The 20,306-nt window shown below is 63.3% G+C and carries 23 protein-coding genes; 14 read left to right on the plus strand and 9 right to left on the minus strand.

Annotated features, from left to right (window positions below):
- The 6 genes from PSV38_RS06505 to PSV38_RS06530 all read left to right on the plus strand — a co-directional run.
- Positions 1-213, plus strand: a 213-nt coding sequence (locus PSV38_RS06505) for a hypothetical protein (RefSeq protein ID WP_300546048.1), incomplete at its 5' end; no start/stop codon positions are given.
- A complete protein-coding gene (gene narH / locus PSV38_RS06510; protein WP_300546049.1) occupies positions 210-1,733 on the plus strand; it encodes a nitrate reductase subunit beta in 1,524 nt (507 codons plus the stop codon). The genes PSV38_RS06505 and narH, both read left to right, overlap by 4 nt.
- A gap of 2 nt (positions 1,734-1,735) precedes the next feature.
- Entirely contained in the window at positions 1,736-2,455 is a 720-nt protein-coding gene (gene narJ, locus PSV38_RS06515) for a nitrate reductase molybdenum cofactor assembly chaperone (RefSeq protein WP_300546051.1), read from the plus strand.
- A complete protein-coding gene (narI, locus tag PSV38_RS06520) occupies positions 2,452-3,147 on the plus strand; it encodes a respiratory nitrate reductase subunit gamma (RefSeq protein ID WP_300546053.1) in 696 nt (231 codons plus the stop codon). The genes narJ and narI overlap by 4 nt, the downstream gene beginning before the upstream one ends.
- A 9-nt stretch (positions 3,148-3,156) precedes the next feature.
- Positions 3,157-3,954 (plus strand): peptidylprolyl isomerase, encoded by a 798-nt coding sequence (locus PSV38_RS06525; RefSeq protein ID WP_300546054.1) that lies wholly within the window; start codon positions 3,157-3,159, stop codon positions 3,952-3,954.
- A 6-nt stretch (positions 3,955-3,960) separates the two neighbouring features.
- Positions 3,961-4,659 (plus strand): carbonic anhydrase, encoded by a 699-nt coding sequence (locus PSV38_RS06530; protein WP_300546055.1) that lies wholly within the window; start codon positions 3,961-3,963, stop codon positions 4,657-4,659.
- A 45-nt stretch (positions 4,660-4,704) separates the two neighbouring features.
- On the opposite strand, the gene PSV38_RS06535 is transcribed toward PSV38_RS06530, so the two are convergent.
- The 7 genes from PSV38_RS06535 to PSV38_RS06565 all read right to left on the minus strand — a co-directional run bounded on the left by PSV38_RS06535 (position 4,705) and on the right by PSV38_RS06565 (position 11,251).
- Positions 4,705-6,063 (minus strand): MBL fold metallo-hydrolase, encoded by a 1,359-nt coding sequence (locus PSV38_RS06535; protein WP_300546057.1) that lies wholly within the window; start codon positions 6,061-6,063, stop codon positions 4,705-4,707.
- Positions 6,064-6,158: 95 nt separating this feature from the next.
- Positions 6,159-7,049, minus strand: a complete 891-nt coding sequence (locus PSV38_RS06540; RefSeq protein WP_300546058.1) for a hypothetical protein — start codon at positions 7,047-7,049, stop codon at positions 6,159-6,161.
- Positions 7,046-8,095 carry a glycosyltransferase family 4 protein gene (locus PSV38_RS06545; protein WP_300546059.1) on the minus strand — a complete coding sequence of 350 codons (1,050 nt, stop codon included), beginning with the start codon at positions 8,093-8,095 and terminating at the stop codon, positions 7,046-7,048. The genes PSV38_RS06540 and PSV38_RS06545 overlap by 4 nt, the downstream gene beginning before the upstream one ends.
- The gene (locus tag PSV38_RS06550; protein WP_300546060.1) at positions 8,095-8,499 is read right to left on the minus strand and encodes a 6-carboxytetrahydropterin synthase; all 405 of its coding nucleotides are present in this window, start codon (positions 8,497-8,499) and stop codon (positions 8,095-8,097) included. Before PSV38_RS06550 ends, PSV38_RS06545 begins: the two co-directional genes overlap by 1 nt.
- A 12-nt stretch (positions 8,500-8,511) precedes the next feature.
- Positions 8,512-9,150 carry a RibD family protein gene (locus PSV38_RS06555; RefSeq protein ID WP_300546062.1) on the minus strand — a complete coding sequence of 213 codons (639 nt, stop codon included), beginning with the start codon at positions 9,148-9,150 and terminating at the stop codon, positions 8,512-8,514.
- Positions 9,151-9,400: 250 nt separating this feature from the next.
- Entirely contained in the window at positions 9,401-10,381 is a 981-nt protein-coding gene (locus PSV38_RS06560; protein WP_300546064.1) for a zinc-binding alcohol dehydrogenase, read from the minus strand.
- Positions 10,382-11,251, minus strand: coding sequence for a 1-acyl-sn-glycerol-3-phosphate acyltransferase (locus PSV38_RS06565; protein ID WP_300546065.1), 870 nt, complete (start codon positions 11,249-11,251; stop codon positions 10,382-10,384). It abuts the gene before it with no gap.
- 163 nt (positions 11,252-11,414) lie between these two features.
- Between PSV38_RS06565 and PSV38_RS06570 the strand changes: the two genes are divergently transcribed.
- The 3 genes from PSV38_RS06570 (at position 11,415) to tadA (ending at position 12,899) form a co-directional block, all read left to right on the plus strand.
- Entirely contained in the window at positions 11,415-12,002 is a 588-nt protein-coding gene (locus tag PSV38_RS06570; RefSeq protein WP_300546066.1) for a 2'-5' RNA ligase family protein, read from the plus strand.
- A 61-nt stretch (positions 12,003-12,063) separates the two neighbouring features.
- Complete coding sequence (locus tag PSV38_RS06575; protein WP_300546067.1) at positions 12,064-12,330, plus strand: hypothetical protein; 267 nt, start codon at positions 12,064-12,066, stop codon at positions 12,328-12,330.
- On the plus strand, positions 12,327-12,899 hold the full coding sequence (tadA, locus tag PSV38_RS06580) for a tRNA adenosine(34) deaminase TadA (protein WP_300546068.1): 573 nt from the start codon (positions 12,327-12,329) through the stop codon (positions 12,897-12,899). The genes PSV38_RS06575 and tadA overlap by 4 nt, the downstream gene beginning before the upstream one ends.
- A gap of 22 nt (positions 12,900-12,921) precedes the next feature.
- On the opposite strand, the gene PSV38_RS06585 is transcribed toward tadA, so the two are convergent.
- Both PSV38_RS06585 and PSV38_RS06590 read right to left on the minus strand, forming a co-directional pair.
- Positions 12,922-14,043 carry a beta-ketoacyl-ACP synthase III gene (locus PSV38_RS06585; protein ID WP_300546070.1) on the minus strand — a complete coding sequence of 374 codons (1,122 nt, stop codon included), beginning with the start codon at positions 14,041-14,043 and terminating at the stop codon, positions 12,922-12,924.
- Between the two features lie 20 nt (positions 14,044-14,063).
- Positions 14,064-15,752, minus strand: coding sequence for an electron transfer flavoprotein-ubiquinone oxidoreductase (locus PSV38_RS06590; RefSeq protein ID WP_300546071.1), 1,689 nt, complete (start codon positions 15,750-15,752; stop codon positions 14,064-14,066).
- Positions 15,753-15,960: 208 nt separating this feature from the next.
- Between PSV38_RS06590 and PSV38_RS06595 the strand changes: the two genes are divergently transcribed.
- The 5 genes from PSV38_RS06595 (at position 15,961) to rmuC (ending at position 20,271) form a co-directional block, all read left to right on the plus strand.
- Positions 15,961-16,746, plus strand: a complete 786-nt coding sequence (locus PSV38_RS06595; RefSeq protein ID WP_300546073.1) for an SDR family oxidoreductase — start codon at positions 15,961-15,963, stop codon at positions 16,744-16,746.
- A 31-nt stretch (positions 16,747-16,777) separates the two neighbouring features.
- Positions 16,778-17,245, plus strand: coding sequence for an acyl-CoA thioesterase (locus PSV38_RS06600; protein WP_300546074.1), 468 nt, complete (start codon positions 16,778-16,780; stop codon positions 17,243-17,245).
- A gap of 102 nt (positions 17,246-17,347) precedes the next feature.
- Positions 17,348-18,055 (plus strand): CoA transferase subunit A, encoded by a 708-nt coding sequence (locus PSV38_RS06605; RefSeq protein ID WP_300546076.1) that lies wholly within the window; start codon positions 17,348-17,350, stop codon positions 18,053-18,055.
- A gap of 2 nt (positions 18,056-18,057) precedes the next feature.
- A complete protein-coding gene (locus tag PSV38_RS06610) occupies positions 18,058-18,702 on the plus strand; it encodes a CoA transferase subunit B (protein ID WP_300546077.1) in 645 nt (214 codons plus the stop codon).
- Between the two features lie 102 nt (positions 18,703-18,804).
- Complete coding sequence (gene rmuC, locus PSV38_RS06615) at positions 18,805-20,271, plus strand: DNA recombination protein RmuC (protein WP_300546079.1); 1,467 nt, start codon at positions 18,805-18,807, stop codon at positions 20,269-20,271.
- Positions 20,272-20,306: the final 35 nt, after the last annotated feature.

Below are 20,306 nucleotides of genomic sequence, written 5' to 3' on the forward strand. Positions count from 1 at the left end.
GGCGGCATCCACAACTCGGTGACCCGCATCGTGCTCAAGCCCACGCACATGATTGGCGGCTACGCCCAGTTCAGCTACGGCTTCAACTACTACGGAACGATTGGCACCAACCGCGACGAGTTCGTGGTGGTGCGCAAGATGAACAAGGTCGATTGGCTGGATGGCGAGGCGCCAACGGGCGTTGATCCCCATGCTCAAGGAGTGACAGCATGAAGATAAGAGCCCAAATCGGCATGGTGCTGAACCTGGACAAGTGCATTGGTTGCCACACGTGTTCGGTGACCTGCAAGAACGTCTGGACCAGCCGCCCCGGCGTCGAGTACGCCTGGTTCAACAACGTCGAAACCAAGCCTGGCATTGGTTACCCCAAGGAGTGGGAGAACCAGGACAAGTGGAACGGCGGCTGGGTGCGCAAAACCAACGGCAAGATCGAGCCCCGCCAGGGTGGCAAGCTCAAGCTGCTGATGCGCATTTTCGCCAACCCCAATCTGCCCCAGATCGACGACTACTACGAGCCATTCACCTTCGACTACGAGCACCTTCAATCGGCGCCCAAGAGCAAGGCCGCGCCCACCGCACGGCCACGCAGCCTGATCACCGGCAAGCGCATGGAGAAGATCGTCTGGGGTCCCAATTGGGAAGAAATCCTGGGCGGTGAGTTCAGCAAGCGCAGCAAGGACAAGAACTTCGACGACATCCAGAAGGACATCTACGGGCAGTTCGAGAACACCTTCATGATGTACCTACCGCGCCTGTGCGAGCACTGCCTCAACCCGGCGTGCGTGGCCTCGTGCCCCTCTGGCTCGATCTACAAGCGCGAGGAAGACGGCATCGTCCTGATCGACCAGGACAAGTGCCGCGGCTGGCGCATGTGCGTGAGCGGCTGTCCCTACAAGAAGATCTATTACAACTGGAAAAGCGGCAAGGCCGAGAAGTGCATCTTCTGCTACCCGCGCATTGAAGCCGGGCAGCCCACGGTGTGCTCCGAGACCTGCGTGGGCCGCATCCGTTACCTGGGCGTGCTGCTGTACGACGCCGACCGCATCCAAGAGGCGGCCAGTGTCGAGCATGACCGCGACCTGTACCAGGCCCAGTTGGACATCTTCATGGATCCCCACGATCCCAAGGTGATTGAGCAGGCTCGCAAGGACGGCATTCCCGACGCCTGGATGGAGGCCGCCCGCAACAGCCCCGTCTACAAGATGGCCGTGGAGTGGAAGGTGGCCTTGCCCCTTCACCCAGAGTACCGCACCTTGCCCATGGTCTGGTACGTGCCGCCACTGTCACCCATCCAGGCCGCGGCCAACTCGGGCGACCTGGGCATCAATGGCGAGATCCCCGATGTCAAGCAGTTGCGCATCCCGGTCAAGTACCTGGCCAACCTGCTGACGGCGGGCGACACGGCCCCGGTGACCCGCGCCTTGGAACGCATGCTGGCCATGCGGGCCTACATGCGCAGCAAGCACGTCGATGGCATCGAGAACAAGCGGGTGCTCGACCAGGTCGGCATGGACAAGAACACGGTCGATGACATGTACCACGTCATGGCCATTGCCAACTACGAGGATCGCTTTGTCATTCCCTCGGCCCACCGCGAGTACGCAGAGAACACCTTTGACATGAAGGGCGGCTGCGGCTTCTCATTCGGCAATGGCTGTTCCGACGGCGCGACCGATGCCAGCCTGTTCGGTGGCACCAAGAAGCGCACCATCCCCATCAAGTCGGAGGTTTGACCATGAGTGCATTGCCCCTCTTCAAGGCCGGGACCACGCCGGTTTACAGCCTGCGCGTGCTGGCCCACTTGCTCAGCTACCCGGGCGCTGAGTTGCGTCAGGCTTTGCCCGAGCTGAGCGAAGCCCTGGCGCGCGAAGGCGCCGTGCGTGGGGTGCGCCTGCGCGCCCTGAACGCGCTGATCGCGGCCCTGTCAGGGCGAGACAGCGTCGAAGTCGAGCAGGACTATGTCGAGTTGTTCGACCGAGGGCGCGCCACCTCGCTTCACCTGTTCGAGCATGTGCATGGCGATTCGCGCGACCGGGGTCCCGCCATGATCGACCTGCTCAAGACTTACGAGCAAGCGGGCCTGTACCTCGACCCGTCGCAGATCAAGGGCGAGTTGCCCGACTTCCTGCCCGTGGTGCTGGAGTTCGTCTCCACGCTTGAGGCCGGTCAGGTGCGCGACTTCGTTGGCGAGATCGCCCACATCCTCAATGCGGTGCATGCCGCGCTGATCAAGCGCCAGAGCGCCTATGCCCACGTGCTGGCGGCGGTGCTGGAGTTGGGCCATCAACAGGTCGAGACCATGGAAGTGCCCGACGACGAGCCCATCGACGCCGCCTGGGCCGAGCCCGAGGCCTTTGGCGGCTGTTCGTCCAAGGGGCAGCAACGCCCCGACCAGCCTCAACCCATCCAGATCGTGCGGCGGGCCGCCGATCCACAGCGAGGAGCATCGGCATGAGCCTCACCCACCAATTCGTCTTCGGCATCTACCCGTACATCTGCGGAGCTCTTTTTCTGCTGGGCAGTCTGGCCCGCTTCGACCGCGACCAGTACACCTGGCGAAGCGAGTCCAGCCAGATGCTGTCCGTCAGCACGCTGCGCTGGGGCTCCAACCTGTTCCACCTGGGCATCATCGGCCTGTTCTTTGGCCATTTGTTCGGCATGCTGACCCCACCCGCGATCGTCCATGCGCTGGGGGTGACGTCTGCCCAAAAGCAGACGCTGGCCGTGGTGGCCGGTGGCATCCTGGGCCTGGTCGGTCTGATCGGCCTGCTGTTGTTGATCTATCGGCGCCTGAGCAATGAGCGCGTTCGCGCCACATCGCGTGGGCGCGACTTCTTGGTGCTGTTCTGGATACTGGCCACCTTGCTCTTGGGGCTGTCGACCGTGCCGCTGTCCATCGAGCACCGTGACGGCGCCACGATGCTCAAGCTCATGGCCTGGGCTCAGCACCTGGTGACCTTCCGTGGCGACGCGCCCAGCTTCATCACGGACGTGTCCATGGTGTTCAAGGTCCACATGTTCATGGGCATGAGCCTGTTCGCGATCTTTCCCTTCACCCGCCTGGTGCACGCTTGGAGTGGCTTTGCCTCGGTGGGCTACCTGGTCCGCCCCTGGCAGGTGGTTCGCAGCCGCAAGATTGGTTTATGAGGAGATGACATGTTGAGCACGCTTTCCACTGACACCGCCGCCCCGCAAGCTTTGCGCGTGGGCCACATCGTTCTGGCTGATGACGCTGCGGCCCTGACCGAAGCCGAATGCCGCCAGCGCGCCAGCCTGGAACTGTTGCGCCAGGCGGCCATCGACGAAGGCCTGCTGGCCGCCGACGATCCTGCCCCCGATGATGGCGTGCTGAGCGAAGCCGCTGCCGAGGCCATCGATGTCTGGCTTGCGCAGAACCTGCGGGTGCCCGAGCCTGACGAGGCCAGCTGCCGTCGCCACCATGCTGCCCACACTTCGCAATACGCGGTGGGTGAGCGCGTGCAGGCCCGCCACATTCTGTTCGCGGTGACCCCGGGCGTGGACGTGAAAGCGCTGCGCCTGCACGCCGAGCAAGCTTTGCTGGATGTGCGTTCCGAGCCCGGCCGCTTTGGCGAGGTCGCGGGCAAGTTGTCCAATTGCCCGACGGGCGAGCAGGGCGGTGACCTGGGTTGGCTGACCGCCACGGACTGCGCCCCCGAGTTTGCCAGCGAGCTGTTCGCCAAGGACGAAGGCAGCGCCAACGTCGGTGTGCTGCCGCGGCTGGTGCACAGCCGTTTCGGCCTGCATGTGGTCGAGGTGCTGGCGCGTGACCCCGGTCGGCAACAGCCTTTCGAAGCGGTGCGCGATGCCGTGGCGCAGTCGTTGCGGCAGCAGGTGTGGGTCACGGCCTTGCGCCAGGCCATGCAGTTGCTGGCGGGGCGTTGGGTGGTGCAGGGCGTGGATCTGGACACGGCCGAGTCGCCTTTGTTGCAGTGAGCCTCCATGGATGACGAGCTTCTCCAGCGCATCCGCCGCTTCCGCACCGACTACTTTCCGCAATACCAGGGGCAGTTCAAGGCGCTGGTGGACCAAGGCCAACATCCCACCACGTTGTTCATCGGGTGTTCAGACTCCCGCCTGTTGCCTTACATGCTGACGGGGGCGGGCCCTGGCGAGCTTTTCATCGTGCGCAACGTCGGGGCACTGATCCCGCCCTACAACGGCCTGCATGGACTGCACGGCACGGCCGCTGCCATTGAATACGCCGTGCTCAACCTGCACGTCAGCCACATCGTGGTGTGCGGGCACTCCCACTGCGGCGCCATGAAGGCACTGTACGAAGAGATATCGCCCGAGGCCAAGAACCTGGACGCCTGGCTCGACCTGGCCCGCGAGGCCGCCTTGCCAGTGCAGGTGACGCCTGAGGCCCTGCGCCGCACCGAGCAACGCGCTGTGGTCCTGCAACTGGAGCGTTTGATGGACTACCCGATGGTTCGCCAGCGTGTCGAGGCGCGACAGATCTCGCTGCATGGTTGGCACTACGTGATCGAAGAAGGCGAAATCCACGTCTTTGATGTCAAGACCGGCAGTTTTGTGCCGGCCTCGCGGGCGGAACACAGTGGCACCGGCCCTTATCAGGATGCAGAACCCGAGCAGGGCGCCATCTTCAATGAGGTCGATGCAGCCTGGTACAAAACGTGAGCGCAAACAGACCACCTGACGATCTGCGCACTCACCACCGTCGCCTCAAACCTTCACTGATTGCCGGTACTCCGGCACTTCGCATGCCCAGCCCAGGCGGTCCTGGATGGCCAGCCGCAATGCATCGGCCGCCACTGGCTCGCCGTGCGTGATGTACACCCTGCTGGGGGGCCGGGGCATGGCGGCCATCCAGTCCAGCAGATCGTCGCGGTCAGCATGGGCGGACAGCATGTCGAGGTTGGCCACCTCGGCACGCACGGGCACATACTCGCCGAATATTTTCACCGTCTTGGCCCCACTCACCAGCGTGGCACCACGTGTGCCAGCCGCCTGGTGCCCGGTGAACAGGATCGTGCATCGGGAATCCGGCGCATAGGCCTTCAGGTGGTGCAGAACGCGGCCTCCCGTTGCCATGCCGCTGGCGGAGATGATGATGGAAGGCCAGCGCAAGCGGTTGAGGGCCATGGACTCTTCAACGGTCCGGGCAAACTTCGCGACGTGTCCCAGTTCGTCGCATTCTTGCGCCGTGAGGCGATGCTCGCCAGCATGGTGGCTGTAGATTTGCGTGGCATCGACCGCCATGGGGCTGTTGAGGTAGACCGGCAGGTCGGGGATGCGGCGGGCCTGCTTGAGTTGCGAGATGCAATGCAGCAGTGTCTGTGCCCGGCCAACCGCGAAGGAGGGGATCACCACCTGACCGCCCCGGGCGGCCGTGCGGTTGATGACATCGGCAAGTTGCGCCAGCGCATCGCCATCAGGGTGCAAGCGGTCGCCATAGGTGGACTCGACCACCAGCACGTCCGCCTCTTCGGGTGGCATGGGGGGCTTCATCACCAGGTCATCGCTGCGCCCCAGGTCGCCTGAGAAAAGCACGCTGCGTCCTCCGTTCGACACCTTCACGCTGGCTGCACCCAGGATGTGGCCGGCATGGCGAAAGCGCACGGACCAGCCCTCGATGGGTGAAAACGTTTCGTCAAAAGTGACAGGGGCGAAGTGCTTGAGGGCCTGCCTGGCGTCGTCCTCGGTGTACAGAGGCAAGGACTGCACGTGCTTGGACAGCTTGTGGCGGTTCTCGAACTCGGCCTGCTCTTCCTGCAAGCGGCCGGAGTCGGGCAGAAGCAATTCGCACAGCGCCAAGGTTGAACGTGTGCAATACACGCGCCCCTTGAAGCCCTCTTTGATCAGCCTGGGCAAAAATCCGCTGTGATCAATGTGCGCGTGGGTCAGCAACACGGCGTCGATCTTGGACACATCGAAGGGCAGTTGATCCCAATTGCGAAGACGCAACTGCTTGAGGCCTTGGAACAAGCCGCAATCGACCAGGAGATGACCACCGTGTTGTCCGCTCAGCAGATAACGTGAACCCGTGACGGTGTCTGTGGCTCCATAGAAAGCGAGTTGCATCGTGCTCCTTTGAAGATTTGATGAGATCCACCCCGGATTGGTGGTTGGCGCCAGCTTAGGGGCGTGCATTCCCTCGGCATTGATTCGCGTCAATGTTATCGAATGGGCACGGCCAGCAAATCCAGGTGTCCAACCTGTAGAGACAGCAAGCCCTGACAGATGTCGGTCGACCGGTCGGCCAGCCAGCTCGACACGGCGGGCTCGCTGGAGGGATCTGCTTCAGCGGCCACGGCCGCAGCTTCCTTGGCCATGCCCAGGAGCATGTCGCGGTGTTCGTGGCCGATGTGCCAATCGCTCGCTTGTGTGCTGTTTTGGTAGCCTGCTGTGGCGAGACTGGCCGCCAGGTAGGGTGTTGCCCGCACGCCCAGCGATGGGCCAAAGCCCTTGTCGCCCCCTTGATGGGCCAAGAAGGCATCGGCGAGGAGGTGGTCGGCAGGCCTGCCGGGAAACCATGTGCGCCGGCCATCCACGGTCAAGGTGGCCAACAGAGGGCGGCGGGTCCGCGCCAGCAGTGCGCTCAGCCGATCCAGCCAGGCGGCCGACACCAGGTCCAGAAATGCGGTGGTGACGAGGCCGTCGCATGAGGCCAGATCAATGTCTTCAAGGTCGCTTGCAAGATCTAGCTGCTGGCCGCGAACAAGCCAGCGGGCTGGGCCCGCGTGGATGGCGAGGGCACCTTTGTGATCATGGCAGTGCCATCCGTGCCCGCTCGCCCACTTGGTGATCTCGGTGCGCTGGGCTGCGAGCAACAGAGGGTCATGATCGACCAGGCGCCATTCCTGGTCGGTTCCCAGCAAGGGCGCCAAGGCCCGGAAGTTCGCGCCCGAACCCGAGGCCAGGTCAACGATGCGCAAGGCGCCCCCGGCCTGTGACCTCAGCGCTCCCTGGAAGCCGGTGGCGAGCGATTGACTGCGCGCGGCCAGGTCGAAAGGTTCGCGCTGGCGCAGCCAGTCGGTGCTGAAACCGGTGTTCGCCGCGGCAGTCATCGGGTGACCTTGTGCAGGGCCGCCACCCAGCCCTGCACAGCGCTGTCCCAGTCGGGAAGCGCGTTGGCAGCCTCCTTCGCAGCGTTTGACAGCCGAGCGCGCAAGGCGTCGTCGGTCAGGGCTTGCTGAAGCGCATCTTTCAGTGCTGGCAGGTCACCCGGCGCAACGAGCAGCGAGGTGCCAGCGGGCAGCGTGGCCGCGATCGCGCAGGCTGTGGTGGCAATGACGGGGAGAGCATGTGCCAACGCCTCCGCGAAGACCATGCCATAGCCCTCATGGTAGGACGGCAGGACGAAGATGTCGGCCCCTTGGTAGGCTTGCGTCAGCCGCTGGTCGGGCTGCTCTCCCAGGAGCACGATGCGGTCGGTCAGTCCATGCGTGGCCATGCGTCCTTGAAGCGCGGCCGAGGCGGCGGGGTCTCTCGTCACGCTGCCGATGCAGGTCAGCTGCCACTCAAGGTGACGCAGTTGGGCCAGGGCTTCGACCAGCAGCAGGTGACCTTTGCGCGGTGTGATGCTCCCAACCGCGAGCAGTTGCACTGGCCCCGCGCTTTTGGCTTGGCGGATGGTGGCGGGCCGCCGCGTGCCAGGGGTGACCACGGCCACACGATCCGTTGGAAGGCCTGCTGCCAGGAGCGCTTGGGCGGTGTGTTCGCTGGGACAGATGGCGCCCTTCAGGCATGGCCAAAGCTCGGCCTCAAGCTGTGCGTAGTGGCGGGCGTTCGCAAAATCCAGTCCGGTTTCCAAGGACAGCGGGTGGTGGATGAGGCCGACCAGCTTCAAACGGCTTGCTTGGTCTTTCAGGCAGTCGGCCAAGCCAGGCAGCGCCAGTCCGTCGATGATGACCGTGCTTTGGTCTGGCAAACGGGCGAGTGCGGCGGCGGCGAGTGTTCGCGTGGGCTCATCTGCCTGCGGATACCGACCGGCCAGCTCCACCACATTGACCGCCTGGCCACGCGCGCGCAGGCCTTCAATGATGTGCCGGTCGTAGAGGTAGCCACCGGTGAGCTGATCGAGCCGTCCGGGGACCAGAAAAGCCAGCGCCATCAGCGCAGCGTGCCCTCGAAGCTCGCCCAGGCGACGGGTGATTCACGCAACACGACCCGAAGCGATGCCAGCTCGCCTGCGGTGCCAGGCCCCACGGCACCTTCGGCCACGCGGGCCTTGACGCGGGTAAAGATCTCACCGGCGAGCAACTCGGTGGTTGTGTTGCGGCCCTTGAACTGCGGCAGTTCGTCGAGATTTTTGTAATTGAATTCGCCCAGCACTTCGCGCAGCACTTGCAAGGCCAGGCCGATGTCGCACACCAGTCCGTTCTGGTCCAGCGTTGGTCGGCGGAAATCAAGCTCGACGTTGTAAGTCGCGCCATGGAGTTGTTGGGCCGGGCCGAAAATTTCGCCCCGGAAGCTGTGAGCGATCATGAAATGATCCGAGACGGCAAGGCTGTACATATTGGTTTTGAGCTATCTATGATGAGGAGATGGGGCGAAGTCGCATTCGATCATGGTGTCGTCCCCCAGTAGGAAACGACGCGTGCGGGGGCGCAGGCTGAGCGTGAGATCGTGGATTTCCGGCAGCACCAGGCTGGGACGGCCGGAGCCGAGGATGACCGGGGCCACGGTGATCTGTAGTCGATCAAGGGCGCCTGCAGCCAGGAAGCGCGACACCGTGATGCCGCCGCCCTCTACGAACAGCCAAGACAGCCGGCGCAAGGCCAGGATCCGGCGAATTTCAAAAGGGTCTAGGCCCTGCTGGCCGCGTGGCACCGGGATCACTTCGGCCTGGCCCCATTGGTGTTCGGCCCCGATGCGGTCCGCCGCCACCAGGAGAAGGGTCGGTGCGCAGCCATCGCGAAAGACGCGCTGGCTGCCGTCCAGCCGATGTTCCGGGTCTAGGATCACCCGCACCGGGTTGTCGCCGGAGCACAGCCGCACCGTGAGTTGAGGGTCGTCATGCAGGATTGTGTTGACGCCCACCACAACAGCATCGGCGATGGCCCGCATGCGGTGCGTGTGCAGCAGGTCTTCTTCGCCGCTGAGCCAGCGAGAGATGCCGCAGGTGGTGGCGATGCGCCCATCAAGGCTCTGAGCCAGGTGAGCCACCGCGCAGGGCCCCTGGTTCCGCATCGCGCAGAGTGGGCCATAGAGCCTGTGGACGAGAGAGGTGGCATCGACCGCGACACTGTTGCCTCCACCCACAAGCAGGGCTTGCCAATCGGCTTCGTCCACTCCTGGGGCGGTGGTGGTCGTCACTGAGAAGGGCGGTGAGGCAAAGGACGGTTGAGCATGGAGAAATGCCAGGTGAATCTCAATTGATGATGCATTTTCAGTCATCGCTTCGCCGCCTGCCAGGCTAGGGATAATCAATGCGGTGACACAAGGTGGCATCAAGCCTGGATGCCGACAACCGTGCGAGCACTTCGGGCAAGTCGGCAAAAGGCGAGGCGTTGGTGATCAATGCATCCAGCACGGGGTCGCTCAGCAGGGACAGGGCCAATTCGAAGCGCCGAAGGTGACTCCATCGTGCGCGCTGCGCGGTGGCCACTTGCCCCACCTGCGAGCTTTTGAGGGTGAGCCTGCGCGAGTGAAAGGCGCCGCCCAGTGGCACGTTCACAGGGCGCTCGCCATACCAACTCAGCTCCAGCACCGTGGCTTCGAAGGCGGCGAGGTTCAGGGCCGTTGCCAGGCCTGCAGATTGGCCGCTGGCATGGATCACGAGGTCAGCCTCGTCGCGCGCTGCATCTGGTAGAGCAAAGTCCACGTGGAGTTGCTTGGCGACGGGGCGCCTGGCCTCCTGCGTATCCACCAACTGAACCTGGCAGCCGGGCATGCGCGCTGCCAGCCAAGCCACCAGCAGGCCCACGGTGCCGCCACCCACCACGGCGATGCGGTCGCCCACACGCGGGCCAGCATCCCACAGCGCATTGACGGCCGTTTCCATGTTGGCGGCCAGCACGGCCCGGGTTGGCGGAACGCTCGGGGGCAGCACGTGCACGGCCGTGGCGGGCACCACATAGTGAGTCTGATGCGGGTACAGGCAGAACACCGTTTGACCCATCAGGTGGGCGGGGCCTTGCTCGACCCGGCCCACGCTGGTGTAGCCGTACTTCACCGGCGCCGGGAAGTCGCCTGCCTGAAACGGTGCGCGCATGCGATCAAACTCGCTGGAGGGCACCTCGCCGCGAAACACCAAGGTTTCAGTGCCTCGGCTGATGCCACTGTGCAGGGTCCTGACCAGCACTTGATCGGGTCCCGGTTCAGGCAAGTTCTCGGTGCGCAACTCGGCGTGGCCAGGCTCGGTCAGCCAACAGGCTTGAGCAAGGATCTCGGTCATTCAGAATGCCGATCTCTGTTCAAGGATGAGTTGCCGCATCTGTGATGTCACGGATGTGCCGAGGGCCTGTGCATCGCCTTGACCTGCGCTGAGCGGCGCGCCGAATGCTACCCGGGCGACCAAGTCGCGGTAGCGTGGCAAGGCCACCTGCAACGCCGCGGCCAGCTTCTCCTTGTTGCTCGCCGTTCGGCGCAACCAGGTGAGCGGATGCCGTTGTGCCGCTGAGGAGATGACGTGGCTCACCAGTGTGGGCACAAACTGCGTTTCGGGCGCCAGGCGGGCGAACAAGGCGTAGCTGTTGGACCAGTTTTGCAAAGAGTCCACAGCCCTTCGCGAGCCGAAGGTGGCTGGATCGGGCTCGATCTCTCCGGCCGGGAAAGTCAGCAGGGCGCCGCCTTCCTTCAAGTGTTTGGCGCCGGCGCGGACCACGGCCATGCGCCCCGATTCCTCCTCGGGCAGGAAGATCAATTGCCGCGCAACATGGGGCAATGCCCGAAGGAATGGGCGATCCAAGGCAATCACCCGCAAATCAGGGCGCGACGCCAGGCTGGAAAAAAGCGCCACCGTGTCGGTCATGCCAGGGTGGTTCGCCAGGATGAACACCGGGCCTTGGGGCGGGATGTTCTCAAGGCCTGAGGTGTGCACGCCAGCGGTCATCTGGCGCATCAACCAGGCGCTGCCTTGCGCCAGGCCGTGGTCGCCCACTCGGTTGTCGAATTCATTCGCTGTCCGGGCAAAGCGCCGTGCTACAGGCCTAAAAAGCCGACGCAAGGGCGTGCCTTGAAAACGCAACAAGCCCATCGAATCAAGCAAATCGACAATGTTGATCTCCGTGAGCGTATCGATTAGCGGCGATGAAGCGGCAGGCATGGCTCGGTGAAGGGTTGACGCCTGCGCAGTCTAGACCACTTCATGAAGGCCAGCCCCAAGTGCGGGAATGCCGGCCACGTCGGAACCCTGGAGCGACCCTGAGCCCACGAATTTCTCTGGGATAAACTGGCGCACGCCGCCGCCCATGACCGAATCCAGTCGCATGTCTGATCAGCTTTCCCTGATGGGTTTCGATGAACCTCCTCGACCGACGGATCGGCTGTTTTTCGCCTTGTTCCCGACTGAGGAAGCCGCGAGGCGCATTGCCAATCTGGCCTTGCAATTGCGCGGTGAACATGGACTCAGCGGCACACCGCTCCAGACCGAGCGATTCCACATCACCTTGCATCACCTGGGGGACTACGCGGGGTTACCGCCCGATGTGCTTGCCTTGGCCGTTCAAGCCGCGCAGGCCCTGGCCTTGCCGCCGTTTGAAATCAGCTTCGACCGCGTGGCCAGCTTCTCAGGCCACCCCAGCAAGCGGCCCTTCGTCTTGCGTGGCAGTGACGATGGCCTGGCCGCGCTCACGGCCTTCCAGCAAACGCTGGGCACGGTCATGAGGCAGGTCGGCTTGGGACGTCGGGTGGATGTGCGCTTCACACCGCATGTGACGCTCCTGTACGACTCGCGATTGGTGGCCGAACAAGCCGTGGCGCCCATCCACTGGACCGCGCATGAGTTGGTGCTGGTGCATAGCCTGCTGGGCCAGACACGGTATGTGCCGCTGGGGCGCTGGACCCTGAAAGGTTGAACCGCTTGCCGTGGGCAAGGAAGGCGATAATCAGTCATGAATCAACACGAGGTTGACCAAGATGCGCGGTTTGTTTTCATTGCTGGGGTTGCTGGCCGTGTTGGTCATCATCGGCTTGCTGGCCAAGCACCAACTGGGCGCCAAAGCGGCTCATCCGGCCGATTCGGCCTCGTCTTATGCCGCGAGTGATGCCATGAACGGCAAGGCCCCGCAGGTCGACACCCCTGCGCAAGCCCGGCAGCTTGAAAAGCAAGTACAGGACGATGTCAACAAACTGATGCAAAGTCGCCCGGCCGACATTGATCAGCCCATCGAGCCCAAGCCGTGAGCACCTCAGAACCAGGCTTCACCCCAGCTGACGAAAGCGCGATGCGCATTGCGCTGGACCAGGCCCACAACGCCTGGCTGGCGGGCGAGGTGCCGGTGGGCGCGGTGATCATGCGCGAGGGCCAGGTCATTGCCACCGGCTACAACCGCCCCGTCACCACGCATGATCCCACCGCGCATGCCGAGATCGTGGCGCTGCGCCACGCCGCTCAGTTGCTGGAGAACTACCGCCTGCCCGATTGCGAGCTGTACGTCACCCTGGAGCCATGCGCGATGTGTGCCATGGCTTTGATGCACGCGCGCTTCAAGCGCGTGGTGTTCGCCGCCACCGATCCCAAGACCGGCGTGGCCGGATCGGTGATCGATCTGTTTGCCAACCGGCAACTGAACCACCACACCGAAATCGTGGGCGGCTTGCTGGCCGAGCCTGCGTCCAAGTTGCTCAAGGCATTTTTCGCCGAGCGCCGTGCTCAGGTCAAGGCCGAGCGCGAGGCGGCGAGGGCGCTTGAAGAGGTGGATGAGCCGATCCCTGTCGGGCAGGTCATTGAGCTGCCCGACGACGACCGTTGAAGGCGGTCGCCACGCCAGGCTTTTACAGCTTGCGCACCACCACGCTGCCGATCGAGTAACCCGCGCCAAACGAGCAGATCACACCGAGGTCACCATGGATCAGGTCGCCATGGTGAACGTGGAAGGCAATCACCGAGCCCGCTGACGACGTGTTGGCGAACTCATCCAGGATGAGCGGCGCGATGTCGGGCGTGGCTTCGCCGCCCACCAGCTTCTTGATCACCAGCTGGTTCATGCTCAGGTTGGCCTGGTGCAGCCAGAAGCGGCGCACTTCCGAGGGTGCCATGCCCAGGTCCTTGAGGTGGGCATCAATGTGGGCCGCGGCCATGGGCACGACTTCCTTGAACACCTTGCGGCCTTCCTGGCGGAAGGTTTTGTCGCGGGCGTTGGGGTCGGTGTCCTCGCAACGGTTCATGTAGCCGAAGTTGTTGCGAATGGCATTGGAGAACTGCGTGGCCAGCTTGGTGCCCAGTATTTCCCACTGGTCCCGGCTGGTGGCCGTCTCTGCCCGCTCCACGATGACGGCCGTGCAGGCATCGCCAAAGATGAAGTGGCAATCACGGTCGCGCCATTCCTGGTGGCCCGAGGTGATCTCGGGGTTGACCACCAGGACGCAACGGGCCGTGCCCGCGCGCACGGCATTGACGGCCTGCTCGATGCCGAAGGTGGCTGAAGAGCAGGCCACGTTCATGTCGAAACCATACCCCCCTGCGCCCAGGGCCTGCTGGATCTCGACGGCCATGGCCGGGTAGCCGCGCTGCATGTTCGAAGCCGCGCAGATCACGGCGTCGATGTCTTTGCCCTCCTTGCCTGCCTGCTCCATGGCCTGGCGTGAGGCGTGGACAGCGATTTCCGCCATCAGGGACAGTTCGTCATCAGCGCGTGGGGCCAGGCGCGGGAACATGCGATGGGGATCCAGCACGCCGCCCTTGTCCATCACATAGCGTTGCTTGATGCCCGAGGCCCGCTCGATGAACTCGACGCTGGAGGGTGCGAGCGGCTCTCGCGTACCGGCCGCGATGTCGTCGGCGAACTTGGCGTTCTGCAGTTCGACGTAGGCGTTGAACGACTCGACCAGCTCAGCGTTGGTGATGGTCTGGGAAGGCTTGAACAGCCCCGTGCCGCTGATAACAACTTTGGTCATGGTGGGTTCCTGTGGACTGCTTACATGCCTGCGTAGTTGGGACCACCACCGCCTTCAGGCGTGACCCAGACGATGTTCTGGGTGGGATCCTTGATGTCGCAGGTTTTGCAGTGCACGCAGTTTTGAGCGTTGATCTGCAGGCGATCGGTGTTGTCTTCGTTCTTGACGAACTCGTACACACCGGCCGGGCAGTAGCGCGACTCGGGGCCGGCGTACTTGGCCAAGTTGACATCGACGGGAATCGAGTTGTTCTTCAGCGTCAGGTGGGCAGGCTGGTGTTCTTCGTGGTTCGTGTTGGACACGAACACCGAACTCAGGCGGTCAAACGTGATCTTGCCATCGGGCTTCGGGTAGTCGATCTTGGCGCACTCGGCCGCAGGCTTGAGGAAGGTGTGGTCGGCCGCCGGGTTTGGCAAGGTCCATGGGGGGCTCTTGATGCCCAGTCTGGGCAGCAGCCAGTGCTCGACACCAGTCATGATCGAGCCGACGTACAGGCCCTTCTTGAACCAGGTCTTGAAGTTCTTGGCGCCGTTCAGTTCTTCGTGCAGCCAGCTCTTCTCGAAAGCAACCGGGTAGGCGTGCAGTTCGTCGTACTGGCGGCCAGACGTGACCGCGGCAAATGCGGCTTCAGCGCAGAGCATGCCGGACTTGATGGCCGCGTGGCTGCCCTTGATGCGCGAGGCATTCATGTAGCCCGCGTCGCAGCCGATCAGGGCGCCACCGGGGAACACGGTCTTGGGCAGGCTGGGCAGGCCGCCGTTGTTGATGGCGCGAGCGCCATAGCTGATGCGCTTGCCACCTTCGATGTGCTTGAGGATGCTGGGGTGCTTCTTCCAGCGCTGCATCTCTTCGAAGGGGCTCAGCCAGGGGTTCTTGTAGTCCAGGCCGACCACCAGGCCCAGGGTGACCTTGTTGTCTTCCAGGTGGTACAAAAAGCCGCCACCGAAGGTTTGCGAATCCATGGGCCAACCGGCGGTGTGCACCACCAGGCCGGGTTGGGCCTTGGCCGGGTCGATCTCCCACAACTCCTTGATGCCGATGCCAAAGCTGGGCGGTGCCTTGCCATCGTCCAGCTTGAACTTGGCGATCAGTTGCTTGCCCAGGTGGCCACGCGCGCCTTCGGCGAAGATGGTGTACTTGGCCAGCAACTCCATGCCCAGCTGGAAGTTGTCAGTCGGTTCGCCCGACTTGTCGACGCCCAGGTTGCCCGTGGCCACGCCCTTGACGCTGCCATCGTCGTTGTAAAGCACTTCAGCGGCGGCAAAGCCTGGGAATATTTCCACGCCCAGGCTTTCAGCCTGCTGGCCCAGCCAGCGCACCACATTGCCCAGGCTGATGACGTAGTTGCCTTCGTTGTGGAAGTTGTTGGGGATCAGCGCCTGCGGAGTCTTGAAGGCGCCGGTTTCGCTGGTCATGAACAGCACTTCGTCAGCGGTGACGGCCTGGTTCAGCGGCGCGCCGAGTTCTTTCCAGTTGGGGAAGAGTTCGGTGATGGCGCGGGGGTCCATCACGGCGCCCGACAGGATGTGCGCGCCAGGCTCTGAGCCTTTTTCCAGCACGCAAACTGAAACTTCTTTTCCGCTTGCTGCGGCCAGTTGCTTTAAGCGGATGGCCGTGGCTAGACCACCGGGGCCCGCGCCGATGACGACCACGTCGTATTCCATCGATTCACGTGGGCCAAACTGGGCAAGGATTTCCTGAGGCGTCATCGTGCTTCCTTCTACTGGGCGGATGAATGTTGTTGTGTACTGGCTGAACCAGCGATTCTAAAACGCGCTGTATTTCCTATTTTGCCAAAAAAAAGCACGATCGTTCGAAAATAGGCGCATCAAGGCCAAATGCGGTGCCGCGTGCTAAGGTTCAATCCATCGGATCCCTATAAAACACCTGAGAGACTTGCAGAGGAATTGCCACAGCATGAGCTACAACATTGACCTGGCCGGCCGCGTGGCCCTGATCACCGGCGCCTCCAGCGGCCTGGGCACCCAATTCGCCTTGACGCTGGCCCAGGCTGGCGCCGCGGTGGTGCTGGCCGGACGCCGCGTCGAACGCCTCAAGACCCTTCGTTCTGAGATCGAAGCCGCTGGTGGCGACGCTCACGTGGTCGGCATGGATGTGACCGACATCGACAGCATCCGCGCCGCCGTGGCCCACGCTGAAACCGAGGTCGGCGCCATCGATATCTTGATCAACAACTCCGGCGTGAGCACCACCGAGCGCTTGCTGGACGTGACGCCCGAAAACTACGATTTCATCTTCGACACCAACACCCGCGGCGCCTTCTTCACCGCGCAGGAAGTGGCCAAGCGCATGCTGGCCCGCGCTCAGGGCTCGGCGCCCGGCACCTTCACGGGCGGCCGCATTGTCAACATCGCATCGGCGGGCGGCCTGCGCACCATGCCCATGATTGGCGTGTACTGCATGAGCAAGGCGGCCGTGATCCACATGACCAAGGTGATGGCCGCAGAGTGGGGCCGTTTCGGCATCACCACCAACGCGATCTGCCCCGGCTACATCGAGACCGAACTCAACACGCACCACTTCAACAGTGAGGCGGGCAAGAAATTGGTCAACATGTTGCCGCGCAAGCGCCTGGGCCAAGCCAAGGACCTGGACGCCTTGCTGGTCACCCTGTGCGCGCCGCAAAGTGACTTCATCAATGGCGCAGTCATTTCTGCCGACGATGGCATGACGGCGGCTTGAAACCGGGGCCCTTGGCCCCAATTGAAGCACCATGCGACTCGACATACCTGAACACAAGATCCTGGTCCACGATGTGACCCTGCCCGTTTTTTGGGGTGACATGGATGCCCTGGGCCACGTCAACAACGCCGTCTACTTCCGCTACATGGAGCAGGTGCGCGTGTCTTGGATCGCCTCCATGAGCGGCCCGGTCACCCAAGGGGTGGAGGGGCCAGTGATCGCCAACACCTTCTGCAACTTCTACCGGGAGTTGGAGTTCCCGGCGCAGGTGATCGCCAAGCTGTACGTGGCCAATCCAGGCCGCACCAGCTTTGACACCTACGTGACCATGGAGCGGGCTGATCAGCCGGGCGAGGTCTGTGCGGCGGGTGGCGCGACCTTGGTGTGGGTCAGCTCGGCGGAAAGGCGACCGATTCCTCTGCCGCCTTTCTTGCGGGCCATCGTGGGGCCAGCACCTGCATTGCCTGGCGCGGAAGTGCCGCCCGCGTTGCCGGGTTAAAAGCCAACGGCGAGGTGTTTTTTCGTCCAATTCTCTGGATTTTTGCTGGTCACCCGGTGTACGCTGGCAATGTTGCAGTGCAGCGAAACAAGGAGTGATTGGATGAACAAGGTCTATCCCGATGCGGCCAGCGCCTTGGCGGGCATCGTCAAGGACGGTCAGTTGATGGCGGTCGGTGGCTTCGGCCTGTGCGGCATCCCTGAGGCTTTGATCGATGCCCTGGCGGCCTCCGGCGTCAAGGACCTGACGGTGATTTCCAACAACGCAGGCGTTGATGGATTTGGTCTGGGCAAGCTGCTCAACACCCGCCAGATCAGCAAGATGATTTCCAGCTATGTGGGCGAGAACAAGGAGTTCGAGCGCCAGTACCTGAGCGGTGAGTTGCAGCTCGAATTCACCCCCCAAGGCACTCTGGCCGAGAAGCTGCGGGCCGGTGGCGCAGGCATTCCGGCCTTCTTCACCAAAACCGGCGTGGGCACGCTGGTGGCCGAGGGCAAAGAAACGCGCGAGTTCGATGGCAGCGTCTACGTCATGGAACGCGCGCTGCTGCCTGAGGTGTCGCTGGTCAAGGCCTACAAGGCCGACAAGTCCGGCAACCTGGTCTTCCGCCGCACGGCACGTAACTTCAACCCGGCGGTGGCCATGGCGGGCAAGGTCACCATCGTCGAGGTGGAAGAGTTGCTGGAGATCGGCGAGATGGACCCCGACAGCGTGCACTTGCCGGGCATCTATGTGCACCGCATTGTGGTGAACGCCCACCCTGAAAAGCGCATCGAGAAGCGCACCATCACCGAAAAGGCAGGAGTCTGACCATGGCCTGGACGCACGATCAAATGGCGGCCCGCGCCGCCCAGGAACTGCAAGACGGTTTCTACGTCAACCTGGGCATCGGCTTGCCCACGATGGTGGCCAACCATGTGAGCCCCGACATCGACGTCTGGCTGCAAAGCGAGAACGGCATGTTGGGCATTGGCCCTTTCCCGACCGAGGACCAGGTGGATGCTGACCTGATCAACGCTGGCAAGCAAACGGTGACGACGATTCCTGGCTCGTCCATCTTTGGCTCGCACGACAGCTTCGCCATGATCCGGGGCGGCAAGATCAACCTGTCGATCCTGGGCGCGATGCAGGTGTCCGACAAGGGCGACCTGGCGAATTGGATGATCCCCGGCAAGATGGTCAAGGGCATGGGCGGTGCCATGGACCTGGTGGCGGGCGTCAAGCGCGTGATCGTGTTGATGGAACACTGCGCCAAGAGTGGCGAGCACAAGCTGCTGCAACAGTGCACCCTGCCATTGACGGGCCTGGGCGTGGTGAACCGCATCATCACGGACCTGTGCGTGCTTGATGTGGAACCGGACGGTTTCAGGTGCATTGAACTGGCGCCGGGCGTGACGGTGGAAGAGGTGCGCCTTAAAACGGGAGCGCACGTGCACCTGTCTCATCTGGCGGCTTGATCGTCAGAGGCCGGACTCACCGGCTCATCTCAGGCCGCCTTCGGGCGGCCTTTGTCATGGCCTCATGAACGGACGCCTGGGCAGGTCTGAGACAATGCCGCCATGAATTGGATCAACTGGATTTTGCTGGCCTTGGGCGTCTTGAACGCCTTGATGTTGCTGTGGTTGGCCACGCGCCGAGGCGACGATGCGCCCATGAAACGCGCAGCCGACGAGCTCAGGCAAGACCTGCGCAGCCAGACCGATCAACTCGACCGAAACCTGCGCGACGAGGTGTCCCGCAGCGCTGCCGGCACGCGCCAGGAGTTGGGCTCCATCTTGGCCAATTTCCAGCAGGTCCTGTTGGCACAGCAAGGCGATGTGATTCGCACGCAGAACGAACAACTGGACAGCTTTCGCGTGCAACTGGCGCAGATGCAGCAATCGTTGAGCGACACCTTGCGCCAGACCACCACCACCCTGGCCGAGCAGGCGCATGCCACGCGCGATGCGCAAGATTCGGCCTTCAAGCGCTTCTCAGACACGCTCAACGAGCAGTTGCGCCAACTGTCCGACACCAACGAGCGCCGCCTGATCGAGGTGCGAACCACAGTGGACACGCGCCTGCAGGCCTTGCAGGCCGACAATGAAAAGAAGCTGGAGCAGATGCGGCAGACGGTGGACGAAAAGCTGCACGCCACCTTGGAAGCCCGCCTGGGCGAAAGCTTTAAGCAAGTGGCCGATAGGCTGGAGCAGGTGCACAAAGGCCTGGGCGAAATGCAGCGCCTGGCCAGCGACGTGGGCTCGCTCAACCGCGTGCTGAACAACGTCAAGACGCGCGGCATTTTTGGCGAGGTGCAACTGGCTGGCTTGCTGGAGCAGGTGTTCACGCCCGAGCAATACGCCGTCAACGTGGAGACTGTGCCGGGCAGCGGCGCGCGTGTCGAATTCGCCATCCGACTGCCCGGCCGTGGCGCGCCCGGTTCCGCGCCCCTTTGGTTGCCGCTGGACGCCAAGTTCCCGCGCGAAGACTACGAACGCTTGCTGGACGCCCAAGACCGTGCCGACGTGGCCGCGGTCGAAGCTGCAGGCAAGGCCATCGAGCAACGTCTGCGCATCGAGGCCCGCACCATTGCCGAAAAGTACCTGGCGCCGCCGCACACGGCCGACTTCGCCATCCTCTTCCTGCCCACCGAAGGCCTGTACGCAGAGGCACTGCGCCGCCCCGGCCTGTTCGAGGCCTTGCAGCGTGAGCACCGCGTGATGTTGGCGGGCCCCACCACCTTGCTGGCCACGCTCAACAGCTTGCAGATGGGATTCCGCACCCTGGCCCTGGAGCAACGCTCGTCCGAGGTCTGGCAGGTGCTGGGCGCGGTCAAGACCGAGTTCGCCAAGTTCGGCGACGTGCTGGCGCGGACCAAAAAGAAGCTGGAAGAGGCAGGCAACACGATTTCATCCGTTGAAACCCGCACCCGCATGATGGGGCGCGCGCTCAAGAGCGTGGAGTCCATGCCCGAGGCGCAAGCCCAGGCCTTGCTGCCGATCGAGAACCCGCTGGACGCCGACGAAGGCCCCCCCGAACTACCCTGATCAAGTTCGCCGCCAAGCCGCCGATAACCAGGGTT

This window comes from Aquabacterium sp., from assembly GCF_029946005.1.
Lineage (GTDB): Bacteria > Pseudomonadota > Gammaproteobacteria > Burkholderiales > Burkholderiaceae_C > Aquabacterium.

Coding starts and splice junctions, on each gene's coding strand:
- narH (WP_300546049.1), top strand. CDS start 210: ATGAAGATAAGAGCCCAAATCGGCATGGTGCTGAACCTGGACAAGTGC.
- narJ (WP_300546051.1), top strand. CDS start 1,736: ATGAGTGCATTGCCCCTCTTCAAGGCCGGGACCACGCCGGTTTACAGC.
- narI (WP_300546053.1), top strand. CDS start 2,452: ATGAGCCTCACCCACCAATTCGTCTTCGGCATCTACCCGTACATCTGC.
- PSV38_RS06525 (WP_300546054.1), top strand. CDS start 3,157: ATGTTGAGCACGCTTTCCACTGACACCGCCGCCCCGCAAGCTTTGCGC.
- PSV38_RS06530 (WP_300546055.1), top strand. CDS start 3,961: ATGGATGACGAGCTTCTCCAGCGCATCCGCCGCTTCCGCACCGACTAC.
- PSV38_RS06535 (WP_300546057.1), bottom strand. CDS start 6,063: ATGCAACTCGCTTTCTATGGAGCCACAGACACCGTCACGGGTTCACGT.
- PSV38_RS06540 (WP_300546058.1), bottom strand. CDS start 7,049: ATGACTGCCGCGGCGAACACCGGTTTCAGCACCGACTGGCTGCGCCAG.
- PSV38_RS06545 (WP_300546059.1), bottom strand. CDS start 8,095: ATGGCGCTGGCTTTTCTGGTCCCCGGACGGCTCGATCAGCTCACCGGT.
- PSV38_RS06550 (WP_300546060.1), bottom strand. CDS start 8,499: ATGTACAGCCTTGCCGTCTCGGATCATTTCATGATCGCTCACAGCTTC.
- PSV38_RS06560 (WP_300546064.1), bottom strand. CDS start 10,381: ATGACCGAGATCCTTGCTCAAGCCTGTTGGCTGACCGAGCCTGGCCAC.
- PSV38_RS06565 (WP_300546065.1), bottom strand. CDS start 11,251: ATGCCTGCCGCTTCATCGCCGCTAATCGATACGCTCACGGAGATCAAC.
- PSV38_RS06570 (WP_300546066.1), top strand. CDS start 11,415: ATGTCTGATCAGCTTTCCCTGATGGGTTTCGATGAACCTCCTCGACCG.
- PSV38_RS06575 (WP_300546067.1), top strand. CDS start 12,064: ATGCGCGGTTTGTTTTCATTGCTGGGGTTGCTGGCCGTGTTGGTCATC.
- PSV38_RS06585 (WP_300546070.1), bottom strand. CDS start 14,043: ATGACCAAAGTTGTTATCAGCGGCACGGGGCTGTTCAAGCCTTCCCAG.
- PSV38_RS06590 (WP_300546071.1), bottom strand. CDS start 15,752: ATGACGCCTCAGGAAATCCTTGCCCAGTTTGGCCCACGTGAATCGATG.
- PSV38_RS06595 (WP_300546073.1), top strand. CDS start 15,961: ATGAGCTACAACATTGACCTGGCCGGCCGCGTGGCCCTGATCACCGGC.
- PSV38_RS06600 (WP_300546074.1), top strand. CDS start 16,778: ATGCGACTCGACATACCTGAACACAAGATCCTGGTCCACGATGTGACC.
- PSV38_RS06605 (WP_300546076.1), top strand. CDS start 17,348: ATGAACAAGGTCTATCCCGATGCGGCCAGCGCCTTGGCGGGCATCGTC.
- PSV38_RS06610 (WP_300546077.1), top strand. CDS start 18,058: ATGGCCTGGACGCACGATCAAATGGCGGCCCGCGCCGCCCAGGAACTG.
- rmuC (WP_300546079.1), top strand. CDS start 18,805: ATGAATTGGATCAACTGGATTTTGCTGGCCTTGGGCGTCTTGAACGCC.